The sequence below is a fragment of the Pseudomonas sp. AK-TSAG1-1 genome (assembly GCF_056821665.1).
On record NZ_CM165965.1, the window covers coordinates 3,703,863 to 3,720,677 of the forward strand.

A 16,815-nucleotide genomic window follows, 5' to 3' on the forward strand; every position below is an offset into this window, starting at 1 on the left:
GGCGTTCCTTGTGTGATCAGGCACTTTCGCTGTTCTGGGCGACAAACAGCACCACTTGCCACGGACTGCTGGTCAGCTTCGCGGCGGGCGCGGCGATCATCAGCGGCAGTTGCGCGTCGAACCACGCCCCTTGGGCAGTGACCACGAACAGCCGCGTGTCCTCACCGACGCTATATGCCACCTGCTCGCTGCGACTCATCGCCTGATGCGTCAGACCGCTCATGCGCTGGCGGCTGAGCAAGGCGATGTGCGGCGCCGAAGCGATGATTGCGCCCCGCAGCCAGTCACCGGCGGCCTGCTCGCTGGCACCGTTGGGCATGCGCAGGCCGATCACCAGTCGCTGGCTCGGTTGCTCATCGGGCAACTGAATGGAGAAGCTCTGCTCACCGCGTTCGAACGGCAGGCTGCGATAACCGGCACGGATCAGTTCGAGGGTGGTTTCCAGCCATTGCAGCACCGCGTCGTAACCGCGCTGCAGCTCCAGAAAATCCAGCGGCGCGAACGCCGGCACCCCGGCCAGCGGATCGAGTGCCGACCATGCGCCGGCCAGGCCCAGCAGTTGCACATACACACTCTGCGGATGGGCGATGCGGCTGTTGAGCGCGCCTTCGACTTCCGGCAGGCGTGCCCACAACGCGGTCAATTGCCGGCGAATCTCCAGCGCATCGTCCTGATTGCCGGCCTGTTGCGCCTGACGCAGACGGCCCCCGAGGAACATGCATTTCTCCCGGGCCCGCGCGCATAGCCCGGCGACACGCCGGCCCAATGGCGCGTCGGGCAACAGCACCGGAGTTGGCGGTGTATAGGCCAATGGCAGGAAACCACCACCTTCCTTGCGGACTTTCAACAGCGGCAGACAGATCGAATCGGCCCTGTTCGCTTGCGTGCACAGGCGCGGATTGGGCCGCCACACGGTGATCGATTCCGGGAATTCGCCACTGGTGAGATCCGGCAATGCCTCGCCGACCACCGACTGCAAACGCCCCTTGAGCGGCAGCAGTTGCCCGGCGCGCCACAACGGGCTGATCGCCAGGTACACCGTGACGGTGGCATCGTCGGTGGCGCTGATTGCCGCGCTGACATCCAGCTCCAGCATCGACCCGCTGCCGGCTTGCAGATTCACCGGCAAACCGTCGGGCATCGTTCCCTGCAACGACAGCAGCCGCACCACGCCACCGCTCAGCGCCGAAGGGTCGAAATCCATGTGGCTGACGCCCCAGAACCACGGATTGCAGGCTTGCGCCAGGTGCGCGCCGAGGGCTTCGGCTCGCAGGCCCTGCAACTGAAAATGCTGGGGCAGCAATTGCATGCCTTCGTGCCAGCAGACCGCGTCAGGTAGCAGACTCATACGACTCCCTTCGACTGCACCGCGAACCGGCGGCGGACGGTGTGTTTCAGTTTTCCTTGCTGACCAGGCTCATCTCGCGACTGTCGAACTTGAGCCACGCTTCGCTCTGATCGTCCAGCCGCAAGCGGTGTGCTCCGGGTGTGTTATAGCTGGCGAAGACCAAAAGTCCAGCGGCCTTCTTGCCCCCCAGCGGGAACGGTTGGCGGTCGATGAATTGCCCCGGCACCAGCTCCACACCCCACACACTCATCAGCTGACGATAGTCGCGCTGATACTGCTCGCGCTCGGCAAACCACTGGCTGGCACTGATGCCTGACAGTTGCTTGAGCAGGTCCGGGTCGTTGACCGCGATGAAGTCCACGGCAATCGGCGTGTCGTCATTGGCCTTGGGCGCGACGTCGAGGGTCAGGCTGTCGAGATCCACTTTCGGCCCGAACAGGGAACACCCAGTCAGCAGCGCCAACAAAAACGCTACAAAAAATCGTCCGCACAAAATGAATTTTCCTTTTCCCGTGGCAGTCCAAAATCGTTTTTGCTTGCTTTTTTATAGACCTGTTCTAGCGTCTTGGGTAGTTCGGTTCCCGCAGCCGAATGAGGAAGGTTTGTCAAAGGAACGACAGGTCATCTGCCACCCTTTCTAACCTACGGTCCAGTAAGGGAAAGCGATGAACGGGCCTCCCCGATGCATTGCGCCCGCCTTCGCATCGGAGTCAACCACCATGGCAGAAAGTACTCAGCACAAGCTCGACCGGGTTCGCCCGCCCCGAGTGCAAATCACCTACGACGTCGAAATCGGCGATGCCATCGAGAAAAAGGAATTGCCGCTGGTGGTCGGGATCCTCGCCGACCTCTCGGGCAAGCCGCTCGAACCATTGGCAAAACTGAATGAACGGCGTTTTACCGAAATCGACCGCGACAACTTCAACGAAGTGCTCGCCTCGATCGGTCCACGTGCGACCTTGCAGGTCAACAACACCCTCAGCGGCGACGACAGCAAGCTCAACATCGAACTCAACTTCAAACACATCGACGACTTCGACCCGGTCAGGGTGGTGGAGCAAGTCACCCCGTTGCGTCGCCTGTTCGAGGCACGCCAGCGCCTGCGCGATCTGCTGACCAAACTTGATGGCAACGATGACCTGGACAAACTGCTGCGCGACGTCATCGCCAACACCGAAGGCCTGCAGGAAATCAAGTCGGCTCGCCCAGACACCGCTACCCCGGCCGCTGACGCCGAGGCTCCGGCCGAACCGCAAGCCTGATCATCCACCTAACGAGGGGAGAATTCGCCATGCCCGCCGCCGCCCAGAATCAAGCCAGCGACAATGCTGCAGCCGAAACCTTATCCCTGCTCGACCGAATCATCGCCGAGGGCCGCATGGCCCACGATGACAGTCAGCAGGACTACGCCCGCGACATGCTCGCGGAGTTCGCCACCCAGGTCCTTGACGAAGGCATGGCCATCGACAAGGACACCGTGGCGATGATCAACGACCGCATCAGCCAGATCGACGAACTGATCAGTGCCCAGCTCAACGAGGTGCTGCACCACCCCGACCTGCAAAAACTCGAAGCATCCTGGCGCGGCCTGCACATGCTGGTGCAGAACACCGAAACCAGTACTCGCCTCAAGTTGCGCCTGCTCAACGTCACGCAGAAAGAGTTGCAGAACGACCTGGAAAAAGCCGTCGAATTCGACCAGAGCGCGCTGTTCAAGAAGATTTATGAAGAGGAATACGGCACCTTCGGCGGGCATCCGTTCAGCCTGCTGGTGGGTGACTACACCTTCGGCCGGCACCCGCAGGACATCGGCCTGCTGGAGAAACTGTCGAACGTCGCCGCCGCCGCCCACGCCCCGTTCATCGCTGCCGCCAGCCCGCGTCTGTTCGACATGAACAGCTTCACCGAACTGGCCGTACCTCGTGACCTGTCGAAAGTCTTCGAGAGCCAGGAGCTGATCAAGTGGCGCTCGTTCCGCGAGAGCGAAGACTCGCGCTACGTGTCGCTGGTGCTGCCGCACTTCCTGCTGCGCCTGCCGTATGGCCCCGAAACCTCGCCGGTCGAGGGCATCAATTACGTTGAAGACGTCAACGGCACCGACCACAGCAAATACTTGTGGGGCAACGCCGCGTGGGCGCTGTCGCAACGCATCACCGAAGCCTTTGCCAAGTACGGCTGGTGCGCAGCGATCCGTGGCGCGGAAGGCGGCGGCGCGGTTGAAGGCTTGCCGGCGCACACTTTCCGCACCAGCTCCGGTGACTTGTCGCTCAAGTGCCCGACCGAAGTGGCGATCACCGACCGCCGCGAAAAAGAGCTCAACGACCTCGGCTTCATCGCCCTGTGCCACAAGAAGAACAGCGACATCGCGGTGTTCTTCGGCGGCCAGACCACCAACAAGTCCAAGGTCTACAACACCAACGAGGCCAACGCCAACGCGCGGATCTCGGCGATGTTGCCGTACGTGCTCGCCGCTTCGCGTTTCGCCCATTACCTGAAGGTGATCATGCGCGACAAGGTCGGCAGCTTCATGACCCGCGACAACGTGCAGAGCTACCTCAACAACTGGATCGCCGACTACGTGCTGATCAACGATAACGCGCCGCAGGAAATCAAGGCGCAGTACCCGTTGCGCGAAGCTCGCGTGGATGTCACCGAAGTCGCCGGCAAGCCGGGCGCCTATAAGGCGACGGTGTTCCTGCGCCCGCACTTCCAGCTGGAAGAACTGACGGCATCGATCCGCCTGGTCGCCACCCTGCCGCCTCCGGTAGCAGCCTGACCTGCCTGCGCCCGCAGGATTTTCCTGCGGGTGCTCCCCCGTTTGTCTAGCGCGATAACCTTCAGGAGTTTCAAGCGATGGATGCAATCATTCTCGACCTCGGCGGCGACATCAAAGGTGACAGCCTGCTCGAGGGTTACAAGGACAAGATCGAGGTCATGTCCTACAGCCACAACGTGGCGATGCAGGTGACCAACGACGTCAGCAACTCGGAACGGACCTCCGGCAAGCCGCACATCGGCGAGTTCACCCTGACCAAGTTCGTCGACAGCTCCACGCCGTCGCTCAATGGCTACTGCTGCGCCGGCAAACCGATCCCCGAAGCCAAGATCACCATCGGCCGCAACGCCGCCGAGGGCAGCGGGCAACTGATGCCGTTCATCATCTACACCCTGACCAACGTGGTGCTGTCGAACGTCAGTGTCAGCGGTGGCACCGGCGGCAAACCGGTGGAAACCATTTCCCTGAACTTCACCAAGATCAAATGGGAACTCACCGCACAGAAAGACGACGGCACCAAGGAAGGTACGGCCGCCTCGACCTGGGACATGGCTGCCAACAAGTCAGCCTGACCGGACGCATAGGCCATGGCCGGCACTGGCATTCTCCCGCCGCTGTTCGAACGCCTCGCATCCGGCGAGGCCGACAGCGTGCAGGCGTTCGATCGCCAGGGCTTGCTCGACTCGGTGCATGCCGAGTTGGCGCGCCTGTTCAACAGCCGTCGTGGCCCGCGCACCTTCACCCAGCCACCCAGCGTGATTGACTACGGCATCGCGGATTGGAGCGCATTGCAACAACAGCGCAGCGATGACCGTCGTCGACTGGCGCGGGATATTCGCGAAGCCATCACCCATTTCGAGCCGCGCCTGAAACTGGGCGAAGTTCAGGTCAATCCCCTGCCTGACCAGCCACAACGCCTGAGCATCCGTCTCGTCGGCGAGTTGCGCAGCGGCCTGCAGTATTGGCCGGTGGCGTTTGTCATCGAGCCCGGCGGCGAAGGGCTGGAGGTGCGCCATGAGCGACTCGATTGACCCGCAACTGCTCGACTACTACCAACGCGAACTGACCTGGCTGCGCCATGCCGGCAGTCAGTTTGCCGAGCGCTATCCGAAGGTCGCGCGACGTCTGGAACTGTCACCCGGCGAGTGTCCGGATCCGCACGTCGAACGCTTGCTCGAAGGCTTTGCCCTGCTCGCCGCGCGCCTGCAACGCAGACTCGATGACGACTACGCCGAATTCAGCGATGCCTTGCTCGAACAGCTTTATCCGCTGGCGGTGCGGCCACTGCCGTCCTGCGCCATCGTCCAGTTCGAGCCGGACCCGAGCAAGGGCAACCTCGACGGCGGCTATCCGCTGCCCCCCGACACACCGCTGTTTGTCACCACCAGCAAGGGTGAGAGCATTCACTTTCGCACCTCGGCCCCTGTGCATTTGTGGCCGATCGAAGTGAGCGAAGCGTTGCTGCTTGGCAGCGATGAGGCGCAAGCGCTGACCGGTGTGGCGCAAGCGCGTTCGGCGTTGCGCCTGAGCCTGCGTTGTCTCGGTGAAAGCCAATGGGTCGCGCTTGGCATCAAGCAACTGCGTATTCATCTGGCCGCATCTCCGGTGATCAACGCCGGCCTGTATGACCTGCTCGGCGCCCATGCGGTGCAGGTGCTGGCCGGCTCGCCCGGGAGTATTCCGACGCCGGTGAAAGGCTTGCCGAAGATCGTCGGTTTCAGCGATGACGAAGTGCTGCTGCCCGACGAAGACGGCGTGCACCCGGGCATGCGCCTGCTGGCGGAATACTTTGCCTTCCCGGACAAATTTCATTTCTTTGATCTGCCGCTGAGCGACGTTTCCAGCGACAGCCAGACGCTGTACCTGTACATCGTTTTCGACCGCGCCCCGGGCAGTCGTCTGCATTTGCAGGCCAGTGACATCGCCCTCGGCTGCGCTCCGGCGATCAACCTGTTCCCGCGTACCTCCGAGCCGCTGCGCCCGGACGGCACCCGCAGTGAATACCGTTTGATCGCCGACAGCCACCGCGAGAACAGCGTCGAGATCCACAGTATTCGCGGCATGCGCGCCAGCTCCAGCACCGGGGTACAGCGGCTACCGGCGTATTACGGCAGCCAGCACAGCGGCGGCGATCAACAGCGTTACTGGCACGCACGCAGGGTCAGCGGCATGACCCCGAACCGGCTCGGCAGTGACCTGTTGGTGAGTGTGGTCGACACCCGTTTCGAACCGCAGACCGACCTGCCCGACTACAGCCTCACCGCCGAGCTGCTGTGCACCAATCGACATTTGGCGCAAAGCCTGTTGGCCGGCACGCCGCTGGGTTTTGAACGGCCCGGGCCGGTGGCCTGGGCGCGGCTGCGCAATCCTCCGAGCCCGCAAAGTCTGCCGCGCCTGGACGGTGACTCACGCTGGCGGCTGGTATCGCAACTGACCCTCAATCACTTGTCGCTGGTCGAAGGCCCGCAGGCACTCGATGCTTTGAAAGAGATTCTGCACCTGCACAATCTGCGCGACGAGGCCAGCGCCCTGCGGCAGATCGAAGGACTGTTGAGCCTGAACTGCGAACGGGTAATCGGCCATGTCGGCGCCGACGCCTGGCGCGGATGGCGCAATGGCCTGCAAGTGCAGTTGCAGCTTGATCCGCAGCACTTTGTCGGCAGCAGCGCGGTGTTGTTTTCTGCAGTGCTGGCGCAATTCTTTTCGGTGTACGCCACGGCTAATCGCTTTGTGCGCACGGTGCTCATGCAGGCCGACAAGGAGATCAAGGCATGGCAACCCCAAGCCGGCATGCCCCTGTCGCTCTGACGCTGGGCGAGCGACTGCGCCGCGATCCGCAGGCGTTCGAGTGGTTGCAGGCGTTGCTGTTGCTGGAGCGCGAACAGCCGCAGGCCGATTCCCTGGGTTCAGGCACATCCCCGCAGGCCGAAGCCTTAAAGCTGCGCGGACCATTGACGCCGGTGTTCGCCGCCAGCCAGATCGAAAGCCTTGAGGAAAAACCGGGGGAACCGCTGACCCTGAATACACCGATGTTCGGCCTCGGCGGACCCGACGGCCCGCTGCCCTACGCCTATCAGGAATGGCTGCAACAACGCGCGCGGGCCAAGGATCACGCGCCCGCCGAGTTCCTCGATCTGTTCCAGCATCGGCTGCTCAGCCTGCTCTACAAAGTGATGCGCAAGCACCGCATCGCCCTTGGCTTTGTCACACCGGGCGCCTCGCCGGTACAAGCGCAATTGCGTGCCCTTACCGGCCTGTTACCCAAGGCCTTGCAGGAGCGCCAGGCGATTCCCGATTGCGCGGTGCTGGCCTGCACCGCCTTGTTCGCCGATGGCCGGCGCTCACTGGCCGGGTTCGCGGCAATTGTCCGTGAGCAGTTCGCCGTGCCGGTGGAGCTGAGCGCCTATGAAGGCGCATGGCGTGAGATTCCGGCTGCCAGCCGCAGCGTCATGAAGGCTGGCGGGCGCAATCTGCAACTCGGTCGCACTGCGGTCGCCGGCACTCGGGTCTGGGATGAGCACGCCGGAATTCGCCTGACACTAGGGCCATTGTCCTCGGCGCAGGCCGGGCGCTTTTTGCCGGACGGCGAAGCGCACCCGGCACTGGCGAGCCTGGCCGCGCTGTATTTCGGCCCGGATCTGGACGTGAAACTGGTGATGTTGGTGCGTGGTGCCGGGCCGATGAAACTCGGTCGCCAGGCCCCGGCCCTGCTGAGCTGGAACGGCGGATTGCAACGGCAGGCCAGCCTCACCGTGCAGCGCATTGAAACCCGCCTTCGTCAGCTGGAGATCACCTGACATGGAACTGGCCAGCCTGATCGGACGCCTCAACCCGGACAACCGTCGCGCCCTCGAACGCGCCGCGCAACGCTGTTTGCAGCGCGGGCATCACTTTGTCGAGATCGAGCATTTGTTGCTGGAACTGCTCGATATCGAGGGCGGTGATTTTGCTTTTCTGCTGCCGCGTTTTGGATTGGAACGGGATGCACTGACGGCTGAAATCAACAAGGCGCTGGACTTGTTCAAGGCTGGCAGCACGCGTACGCCTGCACTGTCTTCGCACACGTTGGGATTGCTTGAAGATGCGGTGGTGCAAGCGAGTGTGCTGGGGATCGACAGCATTCGCTCCGGGCTTCTGCTGTTGGCATTGATCGACCGTGACGAGCGCCGCAGTCTGTTGCTCAACAGTGCTTCGTCCCTGCTGCGAATTCCCAAGGAGGCCCTGCGGGCGAATCTGCTGGAGTGGACGGAGAACTCCCGCGAACACGTTGGTGCCCGAACCGCCACGTCTAAAGGTCCGGCACCGAGACAGGATTCAGTACTCGACCAATACACCCTGGATCTGACCGCCGACGCCCACGCCGGGCGCATCGACCCGATCGTTGGTCGCGACGGCGAGATTCGCCAGTGCATCGATATTCTTTTGCGGCGCCGGCAGAACAACCCGATTCTGGTTGGCGCACCCGGCGTCGGCAAAACCGCTGTGGTCGAAGGCTTGGCTTTGCGCATCGCCGCCGGGGACGTGCCGCCGTCGTTGCAAGAGGTCAGTCTGCGCGTGCTCGACCTCGGTCTGTTGCAGGCTGGCGCCGGGGTCAAAGGTGAGTTCGAACAGCGTTTGAAAGGCGTGATCGACGCGGTACGCAGCGCTGACAAACCGATCATCTTGTTCATCGACGAGGCCCACACGCTGATCGGGGCCGGCGGGGCCGAGGGCGGCAGCGATGCGGCGAATCTTTTGAAACCAGCGCTGGCCCGGGGCGAACTGCGTACTCTCGCCGCCACGACTTGGCTGGAATATAAAAAATACTTCGAGAAAGACCCGGCCCTCGCCCGCCGCTTCCAACTGGTGCAGGTCGAAGAGCCGGACGAAATCACCGCCGTGGAAATGCTCCGTGGCGTCGCCGCCAAACTCGAACAGCACCATGGCGTGCAGGTGCTCGACGCGGCGATCCATGAAGCGGTGAAACTCTCGCACCGTTATATTTCCGGCCGTCAGCTACCGGACAAAGCCATCAGCGTCCTCGATACCGCGTGCGCCCGGGTCGCCCTCGGCCAGCACGACGTGCCACCGCCGCTGGAAAGCCTGCGCCACCGGCAGAACAGCCTCAAGGATGAAGTCGAACGTTTGCGGCGTGAACAGGCTACCGGCCTGGATCACAGGGAACGCATCACCCTGCTGGAAGATGAATCGAAAACCAATGTGCAGGCCATCCGCGAACTGGAAACCCGCTGGAGCGAAGAACGCGTCGCCGTGCGCGAGCTACTTGAAACACGACGCGAATTACTGGCGTTGAGCGAAAGTGCCGACAGCGACAAACCGGATGAAGCCACTGACAGCCGCATCGACCATTTGGCTGCAGAATTGCTGCGTCTTGAGGCCGGGCTGGATGCGATTCGCCAGGACGACCCGCTGGTGCCGGAACAGGTCGACAGCAAAACCGTCGCTGCCGTCATTGCCGGATGGACCGGCATCCCCGTCGGCAAAATGCTCGCCGACGAAGCCCATGCCGTGCGCACCCTCGGCACCCGCATGGGCCAGCGTGTGATGGGCCAGAGCACCGCGCTCAACACCATCGCACAACGCTTGCAGGCCTACCGCGCCGGGCTCACTGATCCACAGAAACCGGTCGGCGTGTTCCTGCTGGTCGGCCCCACGGGGGTCGGCAAAACCGAAACCGCTTACGCCTTGGCCGATGCGTTGTACGGCGGCGAGCGCAACCTGATCAGCATCAACCTCTCCGAATACCAGGAAGCCCATACCGTCAGCCAGCTCAAAGGTGCGCCGCCCGGTTATGTCGGCTACGGCAGCGGTGGCGTGCTCACCGAAGCCGTCCGCCGCAAGCCCTACTCGGTGGTGCTACTGGACGAAATCGAGAAGGCGCACCCGGATGTGCTGGAAGCGTTCTACAACGTCTTCGACAAAGGCTTGATGGAGGACGGCACCGGGTTGGTGGTGGACTTCAAAAACACCGTGATGCTGGCCACCAGCAACGTCGGCGCGGAGCTTTTACTGGATACGCCCGTGGCGCAACTCGGCTCGGAAGCCTTCAACGAGGCCCTGCACAAAGTCCTCCTGCAAACCTTCCGCCCGGCGTTTCTGGCGCGCATGACCGTGGTCGCCTATCGGCCGCTGGATGAAGCGACGCTGGAAGGAATTGTGCTGGCGAAGCTGGAGAAATTGCGCGGGCGCTATAAGGCTGCAACCGGCAAGCAGTTCGAGTTTGATTCGGGCATCGTCAAGGCGGTGCTCGCCAAGTGCAGCGCGGCGGGTGCGCGGGATGTCGAGAATGTGTTGATGACGCAGGTGACGGGGAAGTTGGCGGAGTGGGTATTGGAATAACGCATCAACTTTAATACAAGGAGTTTTCAAATGGCAGACGTAAACCTTATTTGGAAAAATGAAACCTACAAAGTCTATCCACCGCCAGCAGCCACTTGTTTCACCTACATTGCAAAAACGACTATTGACGGAAAAATAGAATGTGAAACGTGCAAAGTAAACCATACCGTAGCGGCACCTTCAGCGCTTGCTGAAGGCAGTTACCTGAGAGCGCCCGAAATAATAAAAACCGCCGAACTCGCAACCGCAGGCAGCGCCTGTAAAGAAATCGTGTTTGCCGCCTGGAATAAAAAAGCGCTATTAAATACGAAGCACGCAACTACCACTGGCATCGCCGCACCACAATCGATAATTAACGAATACGCACTCGCTCTAGCAAACGAAAAGCAGACCAGAACAAACATTCTCAGCCTGTTTGACAAAGAAACATTTGATGACGTGTGCAACAAAGGCCTAAGCGACTCAACCATCCCACTGACTACTTTTTGCCCTGCTCCAAATGACCAAACACTTTACTTCGCCCGCGCATTCTTTCACCTCATCAAAGACATAGAGTTGCCATCAGGCTGCTTCGCAGTAGGAAAGCTAAAAGGCGAGAACACCATAAAAATCGCTTTCTCCGGAAAAAAAGAAAACGCCGAGAGCTCGATTGACCAAACTACAGCCGCGAAAAATACCCTGCAACTATTTAGCGGTGGCGAGATATCACTATTACCGGCCGAAAATGACTTATGGTCAACTTTCGTCAACGAATTCAAAACACCCTCAGGCAAACCAGCGAAGCTGACCGTTAAAAACTGCGCCGAATCAAAACTGTTCGCGGACCGGGCATTTCAATATGACAGCGTTGTTGTCGTATGGTTGGGTTCTGATCTCATGCCGGAACACTACGCACTCAATAACAAAAGAAGCAAAGGCGATTTAATGCTCCCTTGCGACTCATGCAGAGGCTTTCTTGCACATCACCTCACTGATCGGGGACTCCATCACTGAGCCATATACATTTGTCTGACGGACCATAAGCACAGTTGTTTTTAGCAGGAAAGGACCATGGACATAACGGATCTTCATCAAAGTTTGATCATCGCAATCCTTGATTACCTGTCTGACATGGATCTGGCCAGAATAGCCCAGACAAGCAAGCGTTTCTACGCACTACGTTCAATAACGCTACTGTCCAACATCCAGTATATTTCCGACGCCACGCCGGTCACTCCTCGCGGAAAAACAGTAACCCCCATTACCGCATTACAGCACTCTGTGGCAGCCCACCTTACGCTTGAGCAATGTTTCGGAATCAGAGTGTCACCCAGAACTTTCCAGCAAATTTTCTTATACCGAAACTCGGACAAAGACAATCTAACTACAAAAGAGAAAAAATCCACCGTACCCTCAACAGCACAGGGCCGATCAAGATTCAATCTTGAACACAACCAGATCACCCCATTTTGGACCGTGGAAAAAACAGCTGCCTGGATACTGGGCGGCATTTACTCCCGACTGCCATTCTTTCTAGTATCGCTCCCTACGAAGCAATCAAATTTTATCGAAGGCAATGTAAACCATCGAGCCTTGATTACCAGACCCGCCATTTACGCAAGAGAAATACTGCAAATCCTTTCCGCTGGATATACCGTAGACTTAGCAGCCCCCGAAGAAACACCGCACAAATTAAGAAACGCTGAAAACCATCAACTGATTATATTAAGACCTCCAAGACCCCCCTATACAAACATTAGAAGCCGACTCATCCCAGACCTGTGGAACAGAAACAACAACACACTCGACAGCTTACTAATCACGTACAACGGCCAAGCATTAACTGCCGAAAACCTGAATCTTGTAATGCAGGAGCAGATTGACATGATCCTGGACACCATTGATGAAGCAGCCATGCTGCTTGGCTCATTGAAGTATGGGCGCTGGGAGTGAATACGGTAGTCTTTAAGCATTCAATACCCCCCCTATTATTCAAAAGATGAATTAACGCAGTATCTCCACTCAAGGATCGATCCATGCCCCGTGCCACCGACAGCAGCACCACGCTTGCCCTCACCGCCACCTCGCTGTCGGCGCTGTTCCCTGAGTCGCTCTGCGGCGACGAAGCCCTTAACGTGCTCGCTTCGCAAACCCTCAACGGCCTCAACGACGGTACCTCGCTCACCCTCACCAGCGCCGTCGCCAGCCACGTCACGACAACTTTTCACAACGACTCTGTGATGCGTCCGCTCGATGCCTTGGTCGCCGAGATCCGCCAACTCCCCGCCGACGCCACCGCCGAGCGCTATCAGTTGTTGCTAAGACCCTGGCTCTGGTGGCTGACGCTGGCCAGCAACAACCGCGTATTCCAGAACTTCGCCACGTCGGACATCGTCACGACGATCTTCAAGGCCCACGGTTTTACCGATTTCAAACTCTCGCTGACCGGCAGCTACACCCCGCGTGAATACTGCGTGCAGTATGGCGAAACCGATTTTGCTTTTGTCTCGCGGCTGCTGGAAGAGGAAGGCATCTTCTGGTTTTTCACCCACGAGGACGGCAAGCACACGCTGGTGCTGGGTGACAGCAACGACGCTTTCGTACCGATCCCCAACGGGCCGAAGGTCAAATATCTGGGCCAGCAAATGGGCGAGCGTGAGTTGCATGGCATCCGCTCAGGCCAGGTGTGTGTGCAAGCCGTGGCCGGCGTGTACAAGGCGACGGATTACGAATTCACCACGCCGACCACCTCGCTCTATGGCCAGGCCGAAGCCGTGGCCGGGCCGCGTTCGATCTATGAGCATCCCGGCGGTTACAACGCCAAGGCTCGCGGCGATACGTTGACCAAGCAACGCGTCGACGGTTTGCGCAGTGAGGAAAAACGATTTGTCGGCGAGAGCGACTGCCGCTGGCTGATTCCCGGACACTGGTTCACCCTCGCCGGCCATGACGATGCGAGCCTGAATATCGATTGGGTGGTGACGCGGGTCACCCATGACGCCAGCCATGAGAGCTATCGCAACCGCTTCGAGGCGATCCCCAAAGCCACACCGTTTCGCCCGCAACGCAGTACACCAAAACCGCGCATGCACCCGCAAACCGCGATTGTGGTGGGCAAGTCCGGCGAGGAAATCTGGACTGACGAATACGGGCGGATCAAGTTGCAATTTCCCTGGGATCGCGACGGCAAGAATGACGAAACCAGTTCCTGCTGGGTGCGCGTGGTGCTGCCGTGGAGTGGCAAGGGTTTCGGCATGCAGTTCATTCCGCGCATCGGTCAGGAAGTCATCGTGACCTTTATCGACGGTGATCCGGATCGGCCGCTGGTGACCGGTTGCGTCTATAACGGCGACAACGCCCTGCCCTATGCGCTGCCGGCCAACCAGACGCAATCGGGGATCAAGACCCAGTCGTCCAAGGGGGGTGGCGGATTCAATGAATTGCGCTTTGAGGACAAGAAAGACGCGGAAGAGGTGTTCTTGCAGGCGCAGAAAGACCTGAAAATCAACGTGCTCAACGACACCACCGCCACCGTCGGCCACGACGAAACACTCACCGTACAAAACGCCCGCACCCGCACGGTCAAGGACGGCGACGAGACCGTGACCCTGAAAAAAGGCAAACGCAGCGTGACGATTCAGACCGGCAGCGACAGCCTCGATGTGAAGGACAGCCGCACGGTAAAAGTCGGCGCCGACCAGAACCACAGCACCGGCGGCAACTACACCGACAAGGTCACCGGCGATTACAGCCTGACGGTGGATGGCAACCTGACAATCAAAGTCAGCGGCACCCTCACCCTGCAAAGCGGCGGCAGTTTCACGATCAAGAGCGGTGCGGATCTGGCGACGTCGGCCAGCACCTCGATCACCCACAAGGCTGGAACTGCCTTGACCAATCAGGCCGGCACCTCGCTGGACAACAAGGCCGGAACTACGCTGACCAACGACGCTGGCATCAGCCTGACCAACAAGGGCGCGGCCTCGCAGACTGTGGACGGCGGCGGCATGCTGACCATCAAGGGCGGGCTGGTGCAGGTCAACTGACAGGGAGCAGGCATGGCAATCACACCGCTGGATTTGCAGCAGGATGACAAACAACTCAAGGGTCGTTTGCAGGACGGTCAGCTCGACGGCGCGTTGCAGATCAAGGATGACGGGCGCAAACAGGCGGATCTGAATTACAGCCAAGGTGAATTGCAGGGCATGTCGCTGCTCTATCACCCTAACGGCAAGGTCTCGGCGCAGATGCCGTTTGTGCGCGACAAACTGCAAGGCGTGGCGGGTTTTTATTCGGCCGAGGGTTGGTTGCAGCGCAAGGCCACGTATCGGCGTGGCTTGTTGCATGGCGAGGCGTTCAATTACTTTCCGGATGGGCAAGTGGCGGAAGCGGAGCTTTACCGCGATGGTGTGCGTGAGGGGCGTTATCAACGCTTTCACCCCAACGGCAAGCCAGCGGCGGAGGCACGGTATCTGAACGGCCAGTTGATGGAGCCAGAGCAAGGGTTTGCCGAGGACGGGCGGCCGCTGGGGGCGGACGGCAAGCCGATTTCCCGGGTGCGCTGGTGGTATCAGCGGTGGGCGGATCCGCAGCAGGCCTGAGGTTCTCTATGGCAGCACTGGCCTCTTCGCGAGCAGGCTCGCTCCCACATTTGATCGCATTCCAGGGTGGGAGCGGGCTTGCTCGCGAAGAGGCCAGACTCGGCAACACAAGCCTCAGGGAATAAGCATCTGCATCTGCCCCGGCATGACGATCTTGATCACCCCCGCCCAGTTGCACATCAACGTGCTGTTGGCATCAATCGCCGGCATACCGCCCAACAACAACGTCGGCGCGCCGCCGGGAATCCACGGCGTGGCGGTCGCCGGTATGCACGGCATCGGCGTCAATACGCCGAGTGCCGCAGCCGTCGCCGCTGCCACCATCGGATTGGCCATGCTCATGCACACCCCGAACGGCAGGATATTGACCAGTGGTATGTGATCCATGATGTTCGCCGCCGGCATCCCGCCGGTCAGCGTGCGGTTGACCGGCAACACGTTGAGCACCGCCGGGGCGGCGCCGAAACTGCATTGCAGGGTGGCGCTGGCACAGACTTGCGGGCAGCCCATTTCATAGCTCCTTGCTGGACACGGCATACCCGCTAAACCTTAGTCTGCCGCGGCCCGTCGCGCACATTCCCAAAGGTGATTATCCGGCAACACGCTAACCTATAAGACCGACCCGCGCTTGTGACCATCCGAGCGCACCATTAGATTAGCCAATGATGTCTGGCCTCCAAAATAAGCAGAAGGGATAAGCATGGCGCTTACTGACCAGTCCACCCGGATCCGCTCTGGCGAAGAACTCGATGCCAGCCTGATCGATCCGTACCTCAAGGCGCACATTCCGGGCCTGACCGGCTTGCCGGCGATCAGCCAGTTTCCCGGCGGTGCGTCTAACCTGACCTACCTTCTGGAATACCCGCAGCAGGAGTTTGTCCTGCGCCGGCCGCCGTTCGGTCACAAGGCCAAATCCGCCCACGACATGGGCCGCGAATTTCGCATCCTCAATCAACTGCGCGACGGTTTCCCGTACTGCCCCAAGGCCTACGTGCACTGCACCGACGAATCGGTGATCGGCGCCGAGTTCTACGTGATGGAACGGGTCAAGGGCATCATTCTGCGCTCCGACCTGCCGCCGGAACTGGGCCTCGATGCGGTGAAAACCGAAGCGCTGTGCAAGAGTTTCATCGACCGTTTCGTCGAGCTGCACCGTGTCGATTACAACGCCTGCGGTCTTGGTGATCTGGGCAAGCCGGAGGGCTACGTCGCCCGCCAGATCAAGGGCTGGAGTGAACGCTACGAAAAAGCCCTGACCCCGGATGCGCCACATTGGGAACAGGTCAAAGCCTGGCTCAACGACAAGATGCCGGCCGACCACCCGACTTCGAGTATCGTCCACAACGACTACCGTTTCGACAACGTGATCCTCGACCCGGACAACCCGATGCAGATCATCGGCGTGCTCGACTGGGAACTGACCACCCTCGGCGACCCGCTGATGGATCTGGGCAACACCCTCGCCTACTGGATCGAAGCCGGCGACCCGGCACCGGTGCAACTGATGCGCCGCCAGCCGAGCCACGCCCCGGGCATGCTGACCCGCCGCGAGTTCGTCGATTATTACGCCGAGCGCTCGGGCATCCAGATCGACAACTTCGACTTCTACTACACCTACGGCCTGTTCCGCCTGGCCGGCATCGTGCAGCAGATCTACTACCGCTTCTACCACGGCCAGACCCAGGACAAACGCTTCGCGCAGTTCATTCACATGAACAAACTGCTGGAGCACATGAGCCTGCAGGTCATTGCGAAATCGAGCCTCTGACGGC

General features: G+C 60.3%; 15 protein-coding genes. 12 read left to right on the forward strand and 3 right to left on the reverse strand.

The annotated features are described in order from the left end of the window. Window positions 1-16 precede the first annotated feature (16 nt). Window positions 17-1,348 (reverse strand): type VI secretion system baseplate subunit TssK, encoded by a 1,332-nt coding sequence (gene tssK, locus AC1UK9_RS16300; RefSeq protein WP_025111457.1) that lies wholly within the window; start codon window positions 1,346-1,348, stop codon window positions 17-19. Window positions 1,349-1,394: 46 nt separating this feature from the next. Beyond that, window positions 1,395-1,841 (reverse strand): hypothetical protein, encoded by a 447-nt coding sequence (locus AC1UK9_RS16305; protein WP_025111456.1) that lies wholly within the window; start codon window positions 1,839-1,841, stop codon window positions 1,395-1,397. Window positions 1,842-2,067: 226 nt separating this feature from the next. Between AC1UK9_RS16305 and tssB the strand changes: the two genes are divergently transcribed. From tssB to AC1UK9_RS16360, 11 genes are all read left to right on the forward strand, one after another. Then, complete coding sequence (gene tssB, locus AC1UK9_RS16310) at window positions 2,068-2,610, forward strand: type VI secretion system contractile sheath small subunit (RefSeq protein ID WP_025111455.1); 543 nt, start codon at window positions 2,068-2,070, stop codon at window positions 2,608-2,610. A gap of 29 nt (window positions 2,611-2,639) precedes the next feature. Beyond that, window positions 2,640-4,124: a type VI secretion system contractile sheath large subunit gene (gene tssC / locus AC1UK9_RS16315; RefSeq protein ID WP_320328514.1), complete on the forward strand. Its 1,485-nt coding sequence runs from the start codon at window positions 2,640-2,642 to the stop codon at window positions 4,122-4,124. 77 nt (window positions 4,125-4,201) lie between these two features. Then, a complete protein-coding gene (locus AC1UK9_RS16320; RefSeq protein WP_473012814.1) occupies window positions 4,202-4,696 on the forward strand; it encodes an Hcp family type VI secretion system effector in 495 nt (164 codons plus the stop codon). Window positions 4,697-4,711: 15 nt separating this feature from the next. Further along, complete coding sequence (gene tssE / locus AC1UK9_RS16325) at window positions 4,712-5,155, forward strand: type VI secretion system baseplate subunit TssE (protein WP_482577989.1); 444 nt, start codon at window positions 4,712-4,714, stop codon at window positions 5,153-5,155. After that, complete coding sequence (gene tssF / locus AC1UK9_RS16330) at window positions 5,139-6,932, forward strand: type VI secretion system baseplate subunit TssF (RefSeq protein WP_482577990.1); 1,794 nt, start codon at window positions 5,139-5,141, stop codon at window positions 6,930-6,932. Before tssE ends, tssF begins: the two co-directional genes overlap by 17 nt. Continuing rightward, window positions 6,896-7,921, forward strand: coding sequence for a type VI secretion system baseplate subunit TssG (gene tssG, locus AC1UK9_RS16335; protein WP_473012817.1), 1,026 nt, complete (start codon window positions 6,896-6,898; stop codon window positions 7,919-7,921). The genes tssF and tssG overlap by 37 nt, the downstream gene beginning before the upstream one ends. 1 nt (window position 7,922) lies before the next feature. Beyond that, the gene (gene tssH / locus AC1UK9_RS16340) at window positions 7,923-10,463 is read left to right on the forward strand and encodes a type VI secretion system ATPase TssH (RefSeq protein WP_482577991.1); all 2,541 of its coding nucleotides are present in this window, start codon (window positions 7,923-7,925) and stop codon (window positions 10,461-10,463) included. Between the two features lie 30 nt (window positions 10,464-10,493). Continuing rightward, the gene (locus AC1UK9_RS16345; RefSeq protein WP_482577992.1) at window positions 10,494-11,456 is read left to right on the forward strand and encodes a hypothetical protein; all 963 of its coding nucleotides are present in this window, start codon (window positions 10,494-10,496) and stop codon (window positions 11,454-11,456) included. 57 nt (window positions 11,457-11,513) lie between these two features. Then, window positions 11,514-12,395 (forward strand): F-box protein, encoded by an 882-nt coding sequence (locus AC1UK9_RS16350; protein ID WP_473012820.1) that lies wholly within the window; start codon window positions 11,514-11,516, stop codon window positions 12,393-12,395. An 83-nt stretch (window positions 12,396-12,478) separates the two neighbouring features. Next, window positions 12,479-14,488, forward strand: a complete 2,010-nt coding sequence (locus AC1UK9_RS16355) for a type VI secretion system Vgr family protein (protein ID WP_482577994.1) — start codon at window positions 12,479-12,481, stop codon at window positions 14,486-14,488. Window positions 14,489-14,500: 12 nt separating this feature from the next. Then, window positions 14,501-15,043, forward strand: a complete 543-nt coding sequence (locus tag AC1UK9_RS16360; protein WP_473012822.1) for a toxin-antitoxin system YwqK family antitoxin — start codon at window positions 14,501-14,503, stop codon at window positions 15,041-15,043. A gap of 114 nt (window positions 15,044-15,157) precedes the next feature. Here AC1UK9_RS16360 and AC1UK9_RS16365 read toward each other — a convergent pair whose 3' ends face one another. After that, complete coding sequence (locus tag AC1UK9_RS16365; RefSeq protein ID WP_025111444.1) at window positions 15,158-15,553, reverse strand: DUF4280 domain-containing protein; 396 nt, start codon at window positions 15,551-15,553, stop codon at window positions 15,158-15,160. A gap of 190 nt (window positions 15,554-15,743) precedes the next feature. On the opposite strand from AC1UK9_RS16365, the gene AC1UK9_RS16370 reads away from it, so the two are divergent. Further along, window positions 15,744-16,811: a phosphotransferase family protein gene (locus AC1UK9_RS16370; RefSeq protein WP_473012823.1), complete on the forward strand. Its 1,068-nt coding sequence runs from the start codon at window positions 15,744-15,746 to the stop codon at window positions 16,809-16,811. Window positions 16,812-16,815 lie beyond the last annotated feature (4 nt).